Raw genomic sequence first — 12,778 nt, forward strand, 5'->3', positions numbered from 1 at the left:
GCGGGATCATGCGTCGGCTCCGGTGTCGGGCGCGTCCGCGGGGAACAGCAGTGGCTCCACCGGGCCGTCCGCGGGGACGCAGTCCTCCAACCAGGGGTTGCCGTCCAGGGCGCGCCCGGGGTCGAAACCCTCCTGGGTGATCGGCATCCACAGGCCGACGAAGCGGTGCCCGACGAGCACCGCGATCGGGTCACCGGGGCGGGGGCCGCCGAGCACGGTGAGGTGGTCCCACTTATGGGCGGCCCGGGCCCACCGCGGCAGGTACTTGGGGGTGAGCAGAACGGCGGGTGAGACCGGCGCGAGCGGCCGGTGCAGCATCTTGGCCACGATGGGCCGCCAGTTGAACGCGATGGCGGGCTGGCCTTGATGGGTGAGGCGGGTGCCGTCTTCGGAGTCGACGCGCAGGCTGAGCCCGCTGGGAGTGGGGTTGTCGGTGGAGGTCAGCTGCAGTTGGTCGATGACCAGGGTGAGCTGCGGGTCGCTGTCTTTGGTGTACCTGAAGGTCCGTAGCATGTTCCGGGCGTCGATGACGCTGATCGCGATCTTGACGGGGTCGGTGTCGCCCAGGGGATGGCGGGTCGCGCCGAGGGTGTATCGGTCGGTGCCGACGGCGTACAGGGTGTCGTCGGTGGTCTCCAGGCGGACGACGTTGTAGTTGGGGTCGTCCTTGTCGGTGGAGGCGTGCGGAATCACCGGGACGAGCAGCTCGTGCAGCTCGCTGGTGGTCATGTCGATTCTCGTCACGATGCCTTCTTCCTGGCTCGGACCCGGCGCATGGCCTCGCGCTTGCAGGTGCGGCACACCCGGCTACCGGATGGATTGCGGTGAGTGTTGACCTCGTCATAGGGGTGGTTTTGAGGGCAGTGAGTGATCGCCCGTCGTAGCTCTGCGGCGCGCTCTACACCCCCGCCTCGTCGAAGGTTTTCGGCATGCGTCACGGGCTCAAGGTGGGTGGGGTTCACGCAGCAGCGATGGCGACAATTCGTGCCACCTGGGCAATCCCGGTCGCGCGTGTGACACAGGTGATCGAGTTCGAGCCCGTCGGGGATCGGGCCGATCAGTAGCTCGTAGGTGACCTGGTGCGCCTTCCGCCAGCCCTTCTTCGCTGCGATCCAGAGCTGGCCGTAGCCTCCACGGGCTTTAGACCCGGTCCATCTCCAGCACCCGGTCTCTGCATCGATGCGGAACTTGCTGGTGATGCGAGGAGGCAACAGGTCGATGTTGGTCAACGGACGGCCGTCCTCTCAGGGGTGCGCATGGCTCGGCGCTCGGATTCCGTGGTGGCGGCCCAGATGCCGTATCGGGCCTTGGCGGGGTTGGTCACCACGTAGTCGAGGCACTCGGCGTAGACCGGGCAACTGCGGCACACCGCGCGGGCGCGCTCGATCTGCTCGCTCAGCAGGTCGCTGACCGGGTGGAACAGCTCTGGGTCCTCATCCCTGCAGGCGCCTCGCTTCTGCCAGGTCATGGCGTCGCCCCCTCACCGGTTTGGAGGGCGGGCTGCTCCTTCTGGCGAGTGCGCGACGCGCCAGCCAGGCGCTGGACGTGCCGGACCGAGCAGCCGAGCTCGCGCGCGAGGGCTTCCTCGTTACGCTCGCCCTGGTCGATCAGGAACTCGTAGTCGCGGACGAGAGCCCTTGACCGGGCCTGCTTGGGCTGCCACGGCTTCTTGTCCTTGTGCGGGTTCCCCAGCAGCGGGAACTGGGTGAGCGTCCCCTTGCGCTTGTGCCGCCCGTGGCAAATCGTGCATAGGCCGCGGCCGCCGTGCGGCCCTCGCTGCTGGCAGCTCTTGCAGGTGACGATGGAACGGTCGCGTTGTTTGGGCGCGGCCTGCCAGAGCATCATGGGACGGCTGCCGTAAGGGTTCTTCGTTGGCGTGCCGACGACCAGCCCGGCGAGCTGAACCCGCGGCAGTGCCTTGGCGACGCTGCCCTTGTCGCGCCTGATCGCGCGGGCGATATCCCCAGCGGTGAGCTGGGCCCGCGGGTGGGCGTCGAGATGGGCGACGATGAGCCGGTCGAGCTCGTCGCGGGCGGCCTGGTGCTTGCCGGTGGGCGCCATCAGCGGCTCACCGCCTCGACGGGCAGCGGCCAGACACGGATCACCGCGCCCGGCGCGCGCAGGGCGTCCGGTTCGCCCGGCTGGCCGACGAAGACCTTCGCGGCGCGCCGGTACTCCACCACCCGGGCGTCATCCCGCCACGCCCGGGCCTCGGTGAGAGCGTCCTCGGTGCTCCTGATCAGCTTGGACAGGTCGGGCGCGCCCGCCGGGCGCCACCACAGCAGCCGTGACCAGCGCGCCGACGTCGGCCACCACGTGGGCCTGCTGGCGGGCTTGTCCCTCAGCGTGAACACCATTTCGACCGCCAGCGGCCCGTCCAGGGGTTCGCCCTTGCCCATGGCCTCGAGCGCGGCCTGCTTGACGTCCTGCCGCCAGGGCTTGACCTTCTTCGACGACTCCATGGTCACGACGCGGCGGGACTGCTTGTGGAGGGTGGCGTGCTTGCTGCCCTGCGGCCCGGGGGTGCCGTACACGGTGATGGTGATCGCCGGGGCCTGGCGTGCCGCGTGGTCGGCGCTGATGTGCGGCCGCCGCGCGAAGATCTCTTCGACCTCCTCGGCCAGGTTCTCCATGTACCAGTCGCGCAGGCCCCGAGGATTGGCCGGCACGGTGTCGGTCACCAGCTCGTACGCGGCGACCAGGCCATCCTCGAGGATGGCGATGCGTGCCCGCAGGGCGGCGGGGCTGCTCTCCTCGGGGGAGCTCATTGGGCCGCCCCCAGCAGGACGGTGAAGATCGCGATAAAGATCGCCCCGGTCGACAACGCGATCGCGGTGACCCATCCGTCTTCGTCGCCGGCCTGCCACTTCCGGAAGCCGCGCATGGCGGTGGCCACGGCCAGGGCGAAGAAGAGGACGGCTATGAGCGCCGCGATCATCGGATGCCTTCCTGTGTACGGGCCTGGATGACGTCGAGCGCCTCGGCCGGGTCGAATGAGTCCACCGCGGCATGCAGCTCCTGCCGCGTGCTGGCCTCGGCGATGGCGCGACGGGCCCGCGTGCGGACCTCGTCTGGGCTGAGGCCGTCGCGTTCCCACTCCTCCAGGAGCGCGCTCAGCTCGTCGAGCAGCCGCTGGTGGCGCCGGTTCTGGTCGGTGATCTGCTGGTCGCGGCGGTTTACGACGGCGCGGAGCGACCGGTTGGTGTCCTCGGCCGTGTCGCGCTGGGCCACGGCCAAGTCGCGGTCGCCGGTGACCCGGATGAGGTCGCGTACGGCCTGGGCCCGGGACAGCAGGGCCCGAACGGCTGAGGGGCGGTGGTTCACGCTCTCCTCCGGTCCATGGCGTGCAGCTGCTCGGCGATGGCGTCGAGGACGGCCTGCTCGCGGCGGGTCAGGGGGCGGTCGAGAGACTCGGGATGGCCGGGGCCGGGCATACTCGGGTCCACCGCCGCGGTGGGCTTGCTGCGCTTGCGGGGCGGGCGGCGCCGTCGGCGCGCGGAGTCCCGCTTGCCGGCGGCGGTCGCGACGACGACGCAGACCACGGTGAGGATCAGGAGCAGGATCAGCGCCGCCATGTCCTTGTCCTGGTGGAGGTATCGCAGGACGGCGCTGGTGATGTCCTGGTCGTCGGCGAGGTACTGCAGGTGGATCACTCGGCATCACCCGCCTGCGGCTGTCGATCCTCGGCCAGCACGTCGGCCGGGACGTAGCTCAGCCCGTCGACCCGCAGGTGTCCCTGGGCGCGGTCGTCGATGTCCCGCACCAGCTCGACCGCCAGGCGGCGCATCTCCGCGAGCTTCTCCCGGTAGCCCGCCAGGCGCTGTATGGACATGCTGATCAGGGCGCCGGCCGCTAGGCCCATCACCAGAGACATCACCGAGTCGCCCAGAGCGTGCCTGCGAAGGCCGGGATGAGGGCGAACCATCCGGCGTTGTCGGCCAAGCTGTCTTGAGACGATCTTGGCGCGGCCATCAGGCGCCTCCAGGGGTTGGTGCTGCCGCCTGCGCGCGCGGCAGGATGGGGATCACGGCCCGCGGGCCCACCGTCATGCCCCACTTGCCGCTCCACGCAATGCGTGTGCCGGCGCCCAGCTGCGCCTTGAGGCGGCCGGTGTAGGGCGTGAACTGGTCGATCTTGTAGTGGCGGCCGAGGAAGTCGATGACATCGCCGATCGCCAGGTCCTGGCCGAAGACGGTGCCCGGCCGCAGTGCCGGAGCCTCCGGGTGGCGGTCGAGCTGCCCGTCGTACCAGCTGGCGGCATCGGCTCTGGAGGTCTCGGCACGCCTTGCCGCACGCCGCCCGGGGGCCTTGGCCTTGGCGTTCTCGCGGTGCGCCGCGAGACACTCCTGGCAGGCGGACACTTTGCGGTACAGGTGCTGCTTGTAACCCCTCGGCGTCCCGTGCTCGATGCCCTCGGCCTGGCCGATGACGCTCATGCCGGCACCCCCGCGTGCTCGGGGCAGGGCCCGAATTCCCCGCACGCGTGCGGCGGCGGCGGCGGTGCGTCCTCGCCGACGGCCTCGGCCCACAGGTCGGCCGGGACAGCCGACAGCGCGGCGCTGACACCCGTGCCGTCGCTGGTCGTGTGCAACGCCCGAGCCAGCTGCACGATGACGCCGCGTAGTACGTCCCGCTCGGCCTCGGCCTGCGAACGCGCCTCGTGCGGAGTGACCTTGCCGACCCGCTGCAGGATGAAGACGAACCGCTCCGCCTCGCCGGCCAGTCCAACCTCCATCGAGGCCTTCGGCATCTCGACCAGCGTCTCGACGTAGTTCGGAGCGTCGCCGAGCATCTCGCGGGCGTAGCGCACCCACGCAACCGCGATCTCGTGCGGCGGGACGATCGCCAGCTCCGCGACGCCGTCCTTGACGGTCAGCCCGCGAAGCAGCGTCTGGTCAGCGAGCTCCTGGGCGGCCGCGTCGTCGAGCTCGTCGATCAACTCCCGGACCCGACCGACGCAGGCGCTACACAGGTCCACGCCAAGCCCGTTCGGCACCCAGCAGCAGCCGCCCTCGCAGGCCGCGTCCTCGGTGCACCCGCACAACCGGCAGGTGGCCACCTCGACGTCCTCGCGGCCGAGCTCCACCACGGGCCAGCGCTCCCGGACCTCCTCAACGGTGAGCCCGGCGCCGCCGAGCGCCCGGCGGGCCCGCAAGATGAGGAACTCCGCGGCCCCCAGTGCCTCGTCACCGGGCAGGACGCTCGGGCTCTGCAGGACGTACCGCAACACCCGGTTGATGGCTTTCGCCTCCTCGACCGTGGCCATCAGCGACCACCGCCCGTCACGACCACCACGGGCGGCCCCGGCGTCGGCGAGGGCACCGCGCCGGACACGGCGCTCCCCGCTCCCGTGATCAGAAGGAACGCCACACCGGCCACCAGCAGCGCGGCCGGAGCGGCGAACCCGGCGAACGGCGGCCGCATCACGCACCACCCGTCACACTGGCGCGCAGAGCCTTGATCGCGGCGATCTCCCCGCGGAGTTCCGTGACGCGGCCCGCCGAATGCTCGTCGTCGCGGCACTCGTACAGCGGCAGATAGTCCTGCTTCTGCCTGGCGTGCTCGTCGAGTGCTTCGAGGACCGCCTCACGGGTCGCCCACTCGCCGTCGAGGATCGGCGTCTGCCCTTGATGCAGGCAGGTGCCGATGTACCCGTACACGGAGGTGATCGACAGGTCAGCGCGACGGTCATACCAGGCGTTCTTGAAGAAGATGCCGATCCGCTTGCGGCCCAGTTCGTCGACGATGTCGGTGTGCATGGAGTGGCCGGTGCCAGTGCGCTTCCACCCGGCGGGCAGCGTCGCCTCACGCATCAGCCGATCAGCCGGATCGACGGGGCCTAGGACGAAGCCCAGCGCGATCAGGTCTGCCTCGGTGCCGCCGTTGATCTCGACGGGGATGATCTCGCAGTCGCCTCGCTGCATCGCCGCAGCGCCTTCGGCTTCCTGCTTCTCGATGGCACCAGGGATGCTCATCCCGTGCAGGGCCGGGATCGAGATGATCTGATTTCGGGTGTTACGGGGGCGGCTCACCGGTTCTTCTCCTGGTTGGACTTGCGGGTAAGAGCAGGGCAGTCGACCGGGGGGACGACGATCGGGTACGCCCGGTAGGCGGCGACCATGGCGGCCAGGTCGCCCCAGCCGGAGCAGCGCATGTGACGGCCGCCGTGGCGGCGGAAGAGCTTCATGAGGCCCCCGCCTGCCGGGGCGCCTGCGTGGCGTCCTGCGGCTGCCCGCAGAACTGGCCGGCGGGGCGCCACCCGTTGTCCGGAAGGTCGTGGATGAGCCCGTGCTCCGCCGTCCAGCGCATCGGCCCGTCCCCCCGCGGGCATGACTCCATCACGGGCTGCTGCTCGGAAGGGAAAACCTTCACACCGTTCACCGGCGGGGACAGCGCAGCGGTCTCCAGCGCGGTCGCGGCCGCCGAGTAGGCCTCGCTGGTCCGCTGCTCCTGCTCGGCGTACAGGTTCTCCCGCCGCTCGTCCTCGATGAGCCCGTCGATCCGGCCGCGCAACTCCTCGAGCTCCTGGCGCTTGGCCTCGAGCTTCGGGGACAGCGCGCCGATCTCGTCGTGGATCCGGCGCGCGTTCGCGCGGTGCTCCTCGGCGTTGCGCAGGCGCTGCTCGGCGGCGACCCGGTTGGACTCGATGACGGTCTGGCGTGCCTCGTCCCCGGGCCACGCCGCGGTCTGCGCGGCTGCCGGTGGGGCCGCCGGGGCCTGCGCGGTCGGGTTGGTCGGTCTGGTGGTGCCGTTACGATCGGTCATGTCGTACTCCGTCGTGCTGATGGGGGCAGCCCCGCGCCAGGCCACATCCCGGCGCGGGGTTCCGTCGTTCAGGGGGTTCACGTGAGCGCTCCAGTGGGCGCCGGAATCAGCGGCCAGTCGCCGGAGACGACCGCATCCGGGTCGCGCTTCTCGCCCGCCTTCGGGCTGCGCAGGTACTCCTCGTAGCTCGCTGCCTGTTCGGCGGCCCATCGCTTCTGGGCGGCGAACAACTCGTGCAGGTCCACAGCGAGGTGATCGAACAGGTGCCGCTCGTCCCGGCGGCCCGATAGGCGCGGCCTCTGATGCACCGGCGCGAACGCGTGCCGGCCCATCCACCACGCCACCCGGGCTGCGATCAGGGCGTCGTACCGGGCGCCGTGCGCGTCGTCGTCGTTCCACTTCACGCCGAACACCTGGGCGGTCGTCTTCAGCACGTGCGCGCCCTGCTTCTCGCTCACCCGCGGGCGCCACCGGTCGACGTGCTTGCTGATCACGTAGGTGTCGATGATCAGGCCGTCGAGCGTGCCGTCGATGCGCTCGGCCAAGCTGGGCAGCCCATGCCGGCGGCAGTCGCGATCCAGCACCGTGAGGTCGTAGCGGATGTTCTGTCCGACCAGCGGCACCTTCTCGTTGACCGCGTCGGCAACCCGCGTGGCGATGGCATCGACGCACTCAGCAGCGGGGCCGCCATGCTCGCGGAGGAACTCGGTGGTGTAGCCGTGGATCTCCGCGACCTCGTCCGGCACCTCGACGCCCGGGTCGACTAGGATCGGCGGCGGGTCGAACTGGGGCAAGCCGCCGCCGACCATGCCGATGTACGCCTCGACGATCCGGGCTTCCTCCGGATCCTTGCCAGTGGTTTCGAGATCGAATGGCGCGAGCCGCGCAAGGTACCAGGGACCAGCCATCAGAACGGCACCTCGCCCTTGTCGGGCACCGGGTACGGAGCGGTCATCAGGCACCACCCGCCTCACGTGACTTCCCGACCCGCACGATCAGGTCGCCGATCGCCTCCTCGTCGCCGACCTCGTTCTCCACCAGCTCGCCCAACCGCCGCGCGGACTTGAGCTCCCAGTGCATCTGCCGGAGCCGGGTCTTACTGGTCGTCTCCTCCAGCGCCTCATCGCGGTAGTTCGCCGCGGTCCGGACCTGGGCCTCTCCCCGCTCGATGTACTGCGAGTCCGGATCCGGGTCGCCTGTGGGCACCATCGCGGCGGTGAGCAGCAACACGCGCAGGGCCACGCTCTGGGCCTTGGCCGTGCCCTTGTCGGAGGTGTCGAGGGCTTCGCCCGCGGACTGAAGCGTGGAGGGCAGCGTGTCGCCACCAGGGCCAATGACCATCCAGGTCACGGTGACGGTGCATTCCCGCTGGATCTTGTTGTTGTTGTTCTTGAAGTCGCGATAGCTGGCGTCGACCTTGACCGGCAGGACCAGAACGCCGTGTTCGCGAAGGACCGGGGCGAAGTTGTTGACGGTGCGATCGACACCCCGGAAGTTGAAGGTGCCCGCGGTCCCGCCCTTGAACTCGTCCCTCTTGCCGATCTTGCGGATGCTGGTCATAACCCGCTGCCATGCGACGTGCACAGGGACGATGTCGGCGTCCTTGGTCGGCATCTCCGGCAGGTCGTCGTCGTCCGGGGCTGAGGCTGGGGCCGGCGGCTCACGACGCTCAGCCGAGGACCCTCCAGAGCCCGGTGTGGCGACCGGCGGCCAGTCATCCTCCTGGCGGGCCATCTTGGCGGCTTTCTCACGCAGGGACATCAGGGAAGCTCCTCCATCCGGAAGGCCTTGCCGATCTTGATGCGGCGTTGTGTGGTCGGGGTCACGCACGCGGCATAGGCGTCGGGGTACTGCTCGGCCATCAGTTCCAGGTCGACGGCCGGGCGGCCGGCCGACTCCTCGTAGGAGAAGGCGAGCTCGTCGCCGAACAGCGCGACCGCGTTGCCGCCGAGCCGTTCGACCATCCGGGCCTTGGCACTGTCCTTCTTCGCCTTGCCGGCCTTTTCCTCCAGCCGCCCGGTCTCGTACTCGGCGAGGAGCTCCACCGCGTCGGTGCCCTCCACGCGCACCGAACCGGCCCGGCCCGGGTTGAGCCGCTCGTACAACTCGATCAGCTGGTCGGGGTCGCCCGAGGGCTGGGGCGGCCGGCCCTGCCGGATCCGGTGCCACATCCGCTCGGTCGCGGTGACGATGTCGGCGATCAGGTCCTCGTTGCCCTCGCGCCGCACGGTGTACTGCCGGTAGTCGTTGCCGCCGATCAGCACGGCGACGTGCACGTGGTCGTAGCCGGTGACGTTGATCTGCCACAGGGTCTGCGCCAGGACGTCGTCGGGGACCTCGCGCTTCCACTTCTTGGCGACGAACGCGTTGCGGGTCTTGACCTCCAGAGCGCACTTCTCCCGCTCTGTGCGCTTGAGCGGGCACTCGGTGACGCGCCGGTCCAGGGTGCACATCATCCAGCGCGCGTCGATGTGTGCGACCAGGCCGACGCGGCGGATGACCGACCGGTTGCGGCGGGCCCACTCGCGGGCGACGGTCTCCTCGTGGAGGGTGCCCCACAGCAGCGCTTCGTCGAGCTCCTCGTCCGGGTCGGGCGGGAGCTCGCCGCGCTTGTCGTGGTAGACGTGCAGCGGCGGCTTGAATCCGACCTCGAGGATGTTGGCGACGTCGCTGGAGCCGATGCCACCGAGCCGGGCCGTCAGCCACTCCTCGCGGCTGGCGGTGGCGGGCAGCACCAGGTGGGCGGTCGGGGTGACCCTCCGGGCGGGGGCGGCCGGCGGCCCGTCGATGACGGTCACACGCCACCCCGCACGGGTCGGCGCCGGGTGGCGGCGGCCATCTTGCGGGTGATCTCACGCTCGGTCATGCGCACCGCGGCGTCGTAGACCGTCACGATCTCCGCGCGGTCACACTCGATGCAGCCGTCCGGCATGTCGGGGTCCGGCCAGCTCTCGCCCACGGGCCGGGCCACGTACAGGGCGCCGCGCCCGAGGCGGTACTCCCCGCCGGTCTGGGTGATCCAGCACGCGGCGTAGGCCCGGGCGAGCCCGCGGTCGGTGGTGAGGTACACCCGGTCGCTGCGCATCCGGTCGGCCTCCACACCGTTGGCGTGCGGATCGAACCCCATGCCCTTGAGCAGCCGGGCGCTGGTGAGGCTGCCGGTCTGGTCGGGCGGCAGCAGCAAGTCGCTGGGCTTCAGACCCGGGAAGCCGCCGTGCCACAGACGGATGTCGTTCACCGGGCGACTCCCAGCTCTCGCCGGACACGGCGGGCAAGGGCGCTGTGGGCCCGGGCGCGGGTACGAGCCTGGCGCTGCTTCAGCGTCGGCTCCTCGAACCCGCGGCACGACCCCAGCCATGCCAGGTCGTGGTCATCGCGGTGGTAGCCGCACCACCGGCACCCGCCGACCGGCGGGGGGTCGCCGTCCTGCCAGCGGATCGCTGACCGGCGCAGGCCGGTCTTCCAATCGATGATCGTCAGCGCCATCACCGCGCGTGTACGTCGCTGGCCGCGCTGTGCCGCGAGGCGCATGGCCTCCCGCAGCTGCCTGTTGTCGGGCACCCGGTAGTTGCCCAGCCAGCCGAAGGCCGCGCCCAGGTCCCCGCCGGCCGCCACGTAGTCGTGTGCGAGGCACTCCTCGCCCGCGTCGCCGGCGGGGCACTGGTACATCTCCTCTTCGGTGCGGCCGGGGTCCGCGCACCAGCAGGCGCTCACTGGTCACCGTCCTTACGGCGGTAGACCAGCGCGATCTCGTCGCAGGCGTACTCCAGGAACTCCTCCGGCGCCTTCACGCCCGTCGTGCCCGGACTGCGCTCGGTCGGCACCATCACCAGTTCGGAGTGACCGATCTCGTGGAGGACCTGGGCGAACCACAGGGGCGAGCCGAACGGGTAGCCGTCGTGCCACACGTCGCCGGGCTGCGGCGGCCAGTGCCGGGGCGGCAAGCCAGCCACCTTGCGCGCCGTGGCGGCGACGTACGGGGAGATGACGTCCTCGGCCTCCAGGCGGTCGAGGAGTTCGAGGATCTTGGCGGTGCGGTCGCCCTGGTCCCCGGCCGGCAGTTCGCCGATCGCCTCGCTGGTGTCGGCTCGCCCGACCGCGGCTTGGGGCGGCATGTGAAAACTCGCCGGGCCGCCGTCCCCCGCCTCGGCGGTGATTGTCACGCACCCGTACCGGTCCACACCTGCGAGGGGGACACCCTTGATGGTGACGTCGACGAGGACCCCAACCTGGACGCCGCTCACCGGGCATCACCCACCCCGGACCGGCCGTACGGCCGCCGGCCGCTGGTCGTGGTCCGGCCACCGCGGGCGGCGGCGAGGTAATCACCGATCTGCCGGTCGTTCGGCGTCCCGGCCTTCAGTTCGCGGCGCACCCGAGCCTGCTCACTGCGGTCGCGGAGACGTGTGATCAGGCCGGTCACCGCAAGCACCCCTCGACGCAGCCGGGGGTGCACGGCTCGCCGGCCGCCATGCGCGTCATCTCCGCATCGCCCGGCCACACAAGGTCGAACCCCTGGGCGAACGCCCGCACCTTCGGCGCCCCGTACGGCGGGTACGGCGCCTCGTCCATCGCCGCCACGACGTCGTCCTGGCCGAGCAGCCACGCGTGCTCGGCCAGCTTCAAGACACTGCGCTCCGCCGACAGGCCACGGTGGTGACGGATCTTGCCGAGCGCAAACTGGTAGTACTCGCGCGCCGCGTTCTCCCGGTCGGTGACCTGGTGCCAGTCGGTCTCGGTGACACCGTCCTTCAGGAACTCGCGGACGTGCTCGAAGTCCAGCGCCGCGGCGAGGACCTCTGTCCGGAAACCGAACAAGTCGGTTTCGCCCACGGCGTGGATGCGGGTCACGATCTCGTCCTGAGTGCGGGCGGCCATCACACGCCCGTCACGGTTCTGGCTGGCGGCGCGCAGCTCAGCCGCCACCTCGTCGCGGCTGCGCGGCTTGGACCACTCACGCACCCACTGGCTGCTCCCGGCGGCCTTGGTGTCGAGGTAGCTCGCGAACGCCTCCAGCGCCGCCTGCGCCTGGTGGTAGTCGCCCCCGGCGGCGCTGCGCAGCGCCAGGCCGAGGTCCACCGGGCTTACCCGGGCGTGCGGCAGCGAGCCCACGATGTCGGCCGCCCCCCGGAGGGTCTGCTGGAGCGTCACGCGGTCACCGCCGACGCGTCCTCGGACCGCTCCACCCGGTCGACGTACGCCCACATCTGCACCAGCACGCCGTGGTAGCTGCCCTCGACCTCCAAGTGGATCTTCTCGTCCGCCTCCCTCTCGCTCACCTCGACGCCCAGCAGCGTCGCGTACGCGGCGAGGGCCGCCCGCTTGTTCTCATGGCGCGTCCCGATACTCGCCACCAGCCCGACCTGCCGCGGACGCGTCACCAACGTCCAATCGACGATGGGGAGCGGGAGGCTTACGATCCGCGCCAGGACCGCCCCCGCCTGCCGGACCGCGACCCGCAGCAGCAGTTCGTCGGTGGCCTCTTTCCAATCGCCCCAGACCATCCCCTTGCCGGGGGCCTTGGTGTAGGTCCGCATCACCAGGAGGGACTGCTTGTAGGGGCCGTGCTTGAAACTGTCCATCAGGTCGCGGACGATCTGCTGGTTGTCGGTGGGCATGGTGCTGGTGATGTCGGTCTCACCGCCGCGGATCCAGACGGCGTATTCGACCGCGCCGTCGTACGGCCAGTCGCTAGGCTTGGTCATCTCTCTGCTCTCCTGTTCAGCGCGTTGAGCGGGTTGAGCCGGGGGTGTGCGGGTTCGGCCGGGTGCGATCCGGCCGGCCCGCCTTTTCATGCGAGGGTCAGCGGCGGAAGACGCCGACCGGCAGGGACGCCCGCCGCTTCTGGGCGTCGGCGGCCTCCGCGGACTTGGCCTGGCGTGCGGCGAGGGCCGCGAGCGTGCGGCGGCCCTCCTTGCGGCGGATCCGTCGGAACTGGGCGGCGGTGAGGCGGGACCCGCCGCCGTTCTGCCGCAGGTAGCGGTCCACCCTCTGGTCCGTGGTCAGCATCGGT

The 12,778-nt window shown here is 70.7% G+C and carries 25 protein-coding genes; all 25 read right to left on the minus strand.

Translation table 11 applies throughout. The features are described 5' to 3' along the window. Nucleotides 1–6: 6 nt before the first annotated feature. The 25 genes from DQ384_RS26225 to DQ384_RS26320 all read right to left on the minus strand — a co-directional run bounded on the left by DQ384_RS26225 (nucleotide 7) and on the right by DQ384_RS26320 (nucleotide 12,774). The gene (locus DQ384_RS26225; protein WP_114031559.1) at nucleotides 7–744 is read right to left on the minus strand and encodes a hypothetical protein; all 738 of its coding nucleotides are present in this window, start codon (nucleotides 742–744) and stop codon (nucleotides 7–9) included. Beyond that, entirely contained in the window at nucleotides 741–1,229 is a 489-nt protein-coding gene (locus tag DQ384_RS26230; RefSeq protein WP_114031560.1) for an HNH endonuclease family protein, read from the minus strand. The genes DQ384_RS26225 and DQ384_RS26230 overlap by 4 nt, the downstream gene beginning before the upstream one ends. Beyond that, nucleotides 1,226–1,468 carry a WhiB family transcriptional regulator gene (locus tag DQ384_RS26235; RefSeq protein WP_114031561.1) on the minus strand — a complete coding sequence of 81 codons (243 nt, stop codon included), beginning with the start codon at nucleotides 1,466–1,468 and terminating at the stop codon, nucleotides 1,226–1,228. Before DQ384_RS26235 ends, DQ384_RS26230 begins: the two co-directional genes overlap by 4 nt. Then, nucleotides 1,465–2,061: a hypothetical protein gene (locus tag DQ384_RS26240; RefSeq protein ID WP_114031562.1), complete on the minus strand. Its 597-nt coding sequence runs from the start codon at nucleotides 2,059–2,061 to the stop codon at nucleotides 1,465–1,467. The genes DQ384_RS26235 and DQ384_RS26240 overlap by 4 nt, the downstream gene beginning before the upstream one ends. Beyond that, a complete protein-coding gene (locus tag DQ384_RS26245; protein WP_220183136.1) occupies nucleotides 2,061–2,768 on the minus strand; it encodes a RusA family crossover junction endodeoxyribonuclease in 708 nt (235 codons plus the stop codon). Before DQ384_RS26245 ends, DQ384_RS26240 begins: the two co-directional genes overlap by 1 nt. Next, on the minus strand, nucleotides 2,765–2,938 hold the full coding sequence (locus tag DQ384_RS41525; protein WP_181871419.1) for a hypothetical protein: 174 nt from the start codon (nucleotides 2,936–2,938) through the stop codon (nucleotides 2,765–2,767). The genes DQ384_RS26245 and DQ384_RS41525 overlap by 4 nt, the downstream gene beginning before the upstream one ends. Continuing rightward, nucleotides 2,935–3,324, minus strand: a complete 390-nt coding sequence (locus tag DQ384_RS26250) for a hypothetical protein (RefSeq protein ID WP_114031563.1) — start codon at nucleotides 3,322–3,324, stop codon at nucleotides 2,935–2,937. The genes DQ384_RS41525 and DQ384_RS26250 overlap by 4 nt, the downstream gene beginning before the upstream one ends. Continuing rightward, complete coding sequence (locus DQ384_RS26255) at nucleotides 3,321–3,653, minus strand: hypothetical protein (RefSeq protein ID WP_114031564.1); 333 nt, start codon at nucleotides 3,651–3,653, stop codon at nucleotides 3,321–3,323. The genes DQ384_RS26250 and DQ384_RS26255 overlap by 4 nt, the downstream gene beginning before the upstream one ends. Beyond that, nucleotides 3,650–3,832 (minus strand): hypothetical protein, encoded by a 183-nt coding sequence (locus DQ384_RS26260; protein ID WP_147268901.1) that lies wholly within the window; start codon nucleotides 3,830–3,832, stop codon nucleotides 3,650–3,652. Before DQ384_RS26260 ends, DQ384_RS26255 begins: the two co-directional genes overlap by 4 nt. Nucleotides 3,833–3,971: 139 nt before the next feature. Then, the gene (locus DQ384_RS26265) at nucleotides 3,972–4,436 is read right to left on the minus strand and encodes a hypothetical protein (protein WP_114031566.1); all 465 of its coding nucleotides are present in this window, start codon (nucleotides 4,434–4,436) and stop codon (nucleotides 3,972–3,974) included. Further along, on the minus strand, nucleotides 4,433–5,266 hold the full coding sequence (locus DQ384_RS26270; RefSeq protein WP_114031567.1) for a hypothetical protein: 834 nt from the start codon (nucleotides 5,264–5,266) through the stop codon (nucleotides 4,433–4,435). Before DQ384_RS26270 ends, DQ384_RS26265 begins: the two co-directional genes overlap by 4 nt. Next, nucleotides 5,266–5,424, minus strand: a complete 159-nt coding sequence (locus tag DQ384_RS41530; RefSeq protein WP_181871420.1) for a hypothetical protein — start codon at nucleotides 5,422–5,424, stop codon at nucleotides 5,266–5,268. Before DQ384_RS41530 ends, DQ384_RS26270 begins: the two co-directional genes overlap by 1 nt. Further along, the gene (locus DQ384_RS26275; RefSeq protein ID WP_114031568.1) at nucleotides 5,424–6,032 is read right to left on the minus strand and encodes a hypothetical protein; all 609 of its coding nucleotides are present in this window, start codon (nucleotides 6,030–6,032) and stop codon (nucleotides 5,424–5,426) included. The genes DQ384_RS41530 and DQ384_RS26275 overlap by 1 nt, the downstream gene beginning before the upstream one ends. Next, on the minus strand, nucleotides 6,029–6,187 hold the full coding sequence (locus DQ384_RS41535) for a hypothetical protein (RefSeq protein WP_181871421.1): 159 nt from the start codon (nucleotides 6,185–6,187) through the stop codon (nucleotides 6,029–6,031). The genes DQ384_RS26275 and DQ384_RS41535 overlap by 4 nt, the downstream gene beginning before the upstream one ends. Beyond that, complete coding sequence (locus DQ384_RS26280) at nucleotides 6,184–6,765, minus strand: hypothetical protein (protein WP_147268902.1); 582 nt, start codon at nucleotides 6,763–6,765, stop codon at nucleotides 6,184–6,186. Before DQ384_RS26280 ends, DQ384_RS41535 begins: the two co-directional genes overlap by 4 nt. A gap of 77 nt (nucleotides 6,766–6,842) precedes the next feature. After that, a complete protein-coding gene (locus DQ384_RS26285) occupies nucleotides 6,843–7,673 on the minus strand; it encodes an exonuclease domain-containing protein (protein ID WP_114031570.1) in 831 nt (276 codons plus the stop codon). 46 nt (nucleotides 7,674–7,719) lie between these two features. Then, complete coding sequence (locus DQ384_RS26290) at nucleotides 7,720–8,526, minus strand: ERF family protein (RefSeq protein WP_220183137.1); 807 nt, start codon at nucleotides 8,524–8,526, stop codon at nucleotides 7,720–7,722. After that, complete coding sequence (locus tag DQ384_RS26295; protein WP_114031571.1) at nucleotides 8,526–9,563, minus strand: YqaJ viral recombinase family nuclease; 1,038 nt, start codon at nucleotides 9,561–9,563, stop codon at nucleotides 8,526–8,528. Before DQ384_RS26295 ends, DQ384_RS26290 begins: the two co-directional genes overlap by 1 nt. Then, nucleotides 9,560–10,003 (minus strand): hypothetical protein, encoded by a 444-nt coding sequence (locus DQ384_RS26300; protein ID WP_114031572.1) that lies wholly within the window; start codon nucleotides 10,001–10,003, stop codon nucleotides 9,560–9,562. Before DQ384_RS26300 ends, DQ384_RS26295 begins: the two co-directional genes overlap by 4 nt. Next, nucleotides 10,000–10,479: a hypothetical protein gene (locus DQ384_RS26305; protein WP_114031573.1), complete on the minus strand. Its 480-nt coding sequence runs from the start codon at nucleotides 10,477–10,479 to the stop codon at nucleotides 10,000–10,002. The genes DQ384_RS26300 and DQ384_RS26305 overlap by 4 nt, the downstream gene beginning before the upstream one ends. Continuing rightward, nucleotides 10,476–11,009 carry a hypothetical protein gene (locus DQ384_RS26310; protein ID WP_114031574.1) on the minus strand — a complete coding sequence of 178 codons (534 nt, stop codon included), beginning with the start codon at nucleotides 11,007–11,009 and terminating at the stop codon, nucleotides 10,476–10,478. The genes DQ384_RS26305 and DQ384_RS26310 overlap by 4 nt, the downstream gene beginning before the upstream one ends. Next, nucleotides 11,006–11,188 carry a hypothetical protein gene (locus DQ384_RS41540; RefSeq protein WP_181871447.1) on the minus strand — a complete coding sequence of 61 codons (183 nt, stop codon included), beginning with the start codon at nucleotides 11,186–11,188 and terminating at the stop codon, nucleotides 11,006–11,008. The genes DQ384_RS26310 and DQ384_RS41540 overlap by 4 nt, the downstream gene beginning before the upstream one ends. Further along, on the minus strand, nucleotides 11,185–11,916 hold the full coding sequence (locus tag DQ384_RS41545) for a hypothetical protein (protein WP_181871448.1): 732 nt from the start codon (nucleotides 11,914–11,916) through the stop codon (nucleotides 11,185–11,187). The genes DQ384_RS41540 and DQ384_RS41545 overlap by 4 nt, the downstream gene beginning before the upstream one ends. Beyond that, the gene (locus DQ384_RS26315; RefSeq protein ID WP_114031575.1) at nucleotides 11,913–12,470 is read right to left on the minus strand and encodes a hypothetical protein; all 558 of its coding nucleotides are present in this window, start codon (nucleotides 12,468–12,470) and stop codon (nucleotides 11,913–11,915) included. The genes DQ384_RS41545 and DQ384_RS26315 overlap by 4 nt, the downstream gene beginning before the upstream one ends. 97 nt (nucleotides 12,471–12,567) lie before the next feature. Then, nucleotides 12,568–12,774: a hypothetical protein gene (locus tag DQ384_RS26320; RefSeq protein ID WP_114031576.1), complete on the minus strand. Its 207-nt coding sequence runs from the start codon at nucleotides 12,772–12,774 to the stop codon at nucleotides 12,568–12,570. Between the last annotated feature and the right edge of the window lie 4 nt (nucleotides 12,775–12,778).

The sequence above is a fragment of the Sphaerisporangium album genome (assembly GCF_003323745.1).
Taxonomy (GTDB): domain Bacteria; phylum Actinomycetota; class Actinomycetes; order Streptosporangiales; family Streptosporangiaceae; genus Sphaerisporangium; species Sphaerisporangium album.

What these genes read in the sequence shown, in the direction of transcription:
- DQ384_RS41525 (WP_181871419.1), bottom strand. Translation starts at nt 2,938, where the DNA reads ATGATCGCGGCGCTCATAGCCGTCCTCTTCTTCGCCCTGGCCGTGGCC.
- DQ384_RS41530 (WP_181871420.1), bottom strand. Translation starts at nt 5,424, where the DNA reads ATGCGGCCGCCGTTCGCCGGGTTCGCCGCTCCGGCCGCGCTGCTGGTG.
- DQ384_RS26270 (WP_114031567.1), bottom strand. Translation starts at nt 5,266, where the DNA reads ATGGCCACGGTCGAGGAGGCGAAAGCCATCAACCGGGTGTTGCGGTAC.
- DQ384_RS26290 (WP_220183137.1), bottom strand. Translation starts at nt 8,526, where the DNA reads ATGTCCCTGCGTGAGAAAGCCGCCAAGATGGCCCGCCAGGAGGATGAC.
- DQ384_RS26245 (WP_220183136.1), bottom strand. Translation starts at nt 2,768, where the DNA reads ATGAGCTCCCCCGAGGAGAGCAGCCCCGCCGCCCTGCGGGCACGCATC.
- DQ384_RS41535 (WP_181871421.1), bottom strand. Translation starts at nt 6,187, where the DNA reads ATGAAGCTCTTCCGCCGCCACGGCGGCCGTCACATGCGCTGCTCCGGC.
- DQ384_RS26235 (WP_114031561.1), bottom strand. Translation starts at nt 1,468, where the DNA reads ATGACCTGGCAGAAGCGAGGCGCCTGCAGGGATGAGGACCCAGAGCTG.
- DQ384_RS26315 (WP_114031575.1), bottom strand. Translation starts at nt 12,470, where the DNA reads ATGACCAAGCCTAGCGACTGGCCGTACGACGGCGCGGTCGAATACGCC.
- DQ384_RS26280 (WP_147268902.1), bottom strand. Translation starts at nt 6,765, where the DNA reads ATGACCGATCGTAACGGCACCACCAGACCGACCAACCCGACCGCGCAG.
- DQ384_RS26260 (WP_147268901.1), bottom strand. Translation starts at nt 3,832, where the DNA reads ATGTCCATACAGCGCCTGGCGGGCTACCGGGAGAAGCTCGCGGAGATG.
- DQ384_RS26320 (WP_114031576.1), bottom strand. Translation starts at nt 12,774, where the DNA reads ATGCTGACCACGGACCAGAGGGTGGACCGCTACCTGCGGCAGAACGGC.
- DQ384_RS26285 (WP_114031570.1), bottom strand. Translation starts at nt 7,673, where the DNA reads ATGGCTGGTCCCTGGTACCTTGCGCGGCTCGCGCCATTCGATCTCGAA.
- DQ384_RS26265 (WP_114031566.1), bottom strand. Translation starts at nt 4,436, where the DNA reads ATGAGCGTCATCGGCCAGGCCGAGGGCATCGAGCACGGGACGCCGAGG.
- DQ384_RS26240 (WP_114031562.1), bottom strand. Translation starts at nt 2,061, where the DNA reads ATGGCGCCCACCGGCAAGCACCAGGCCGCCCGCGACGAGCTCGACCGG.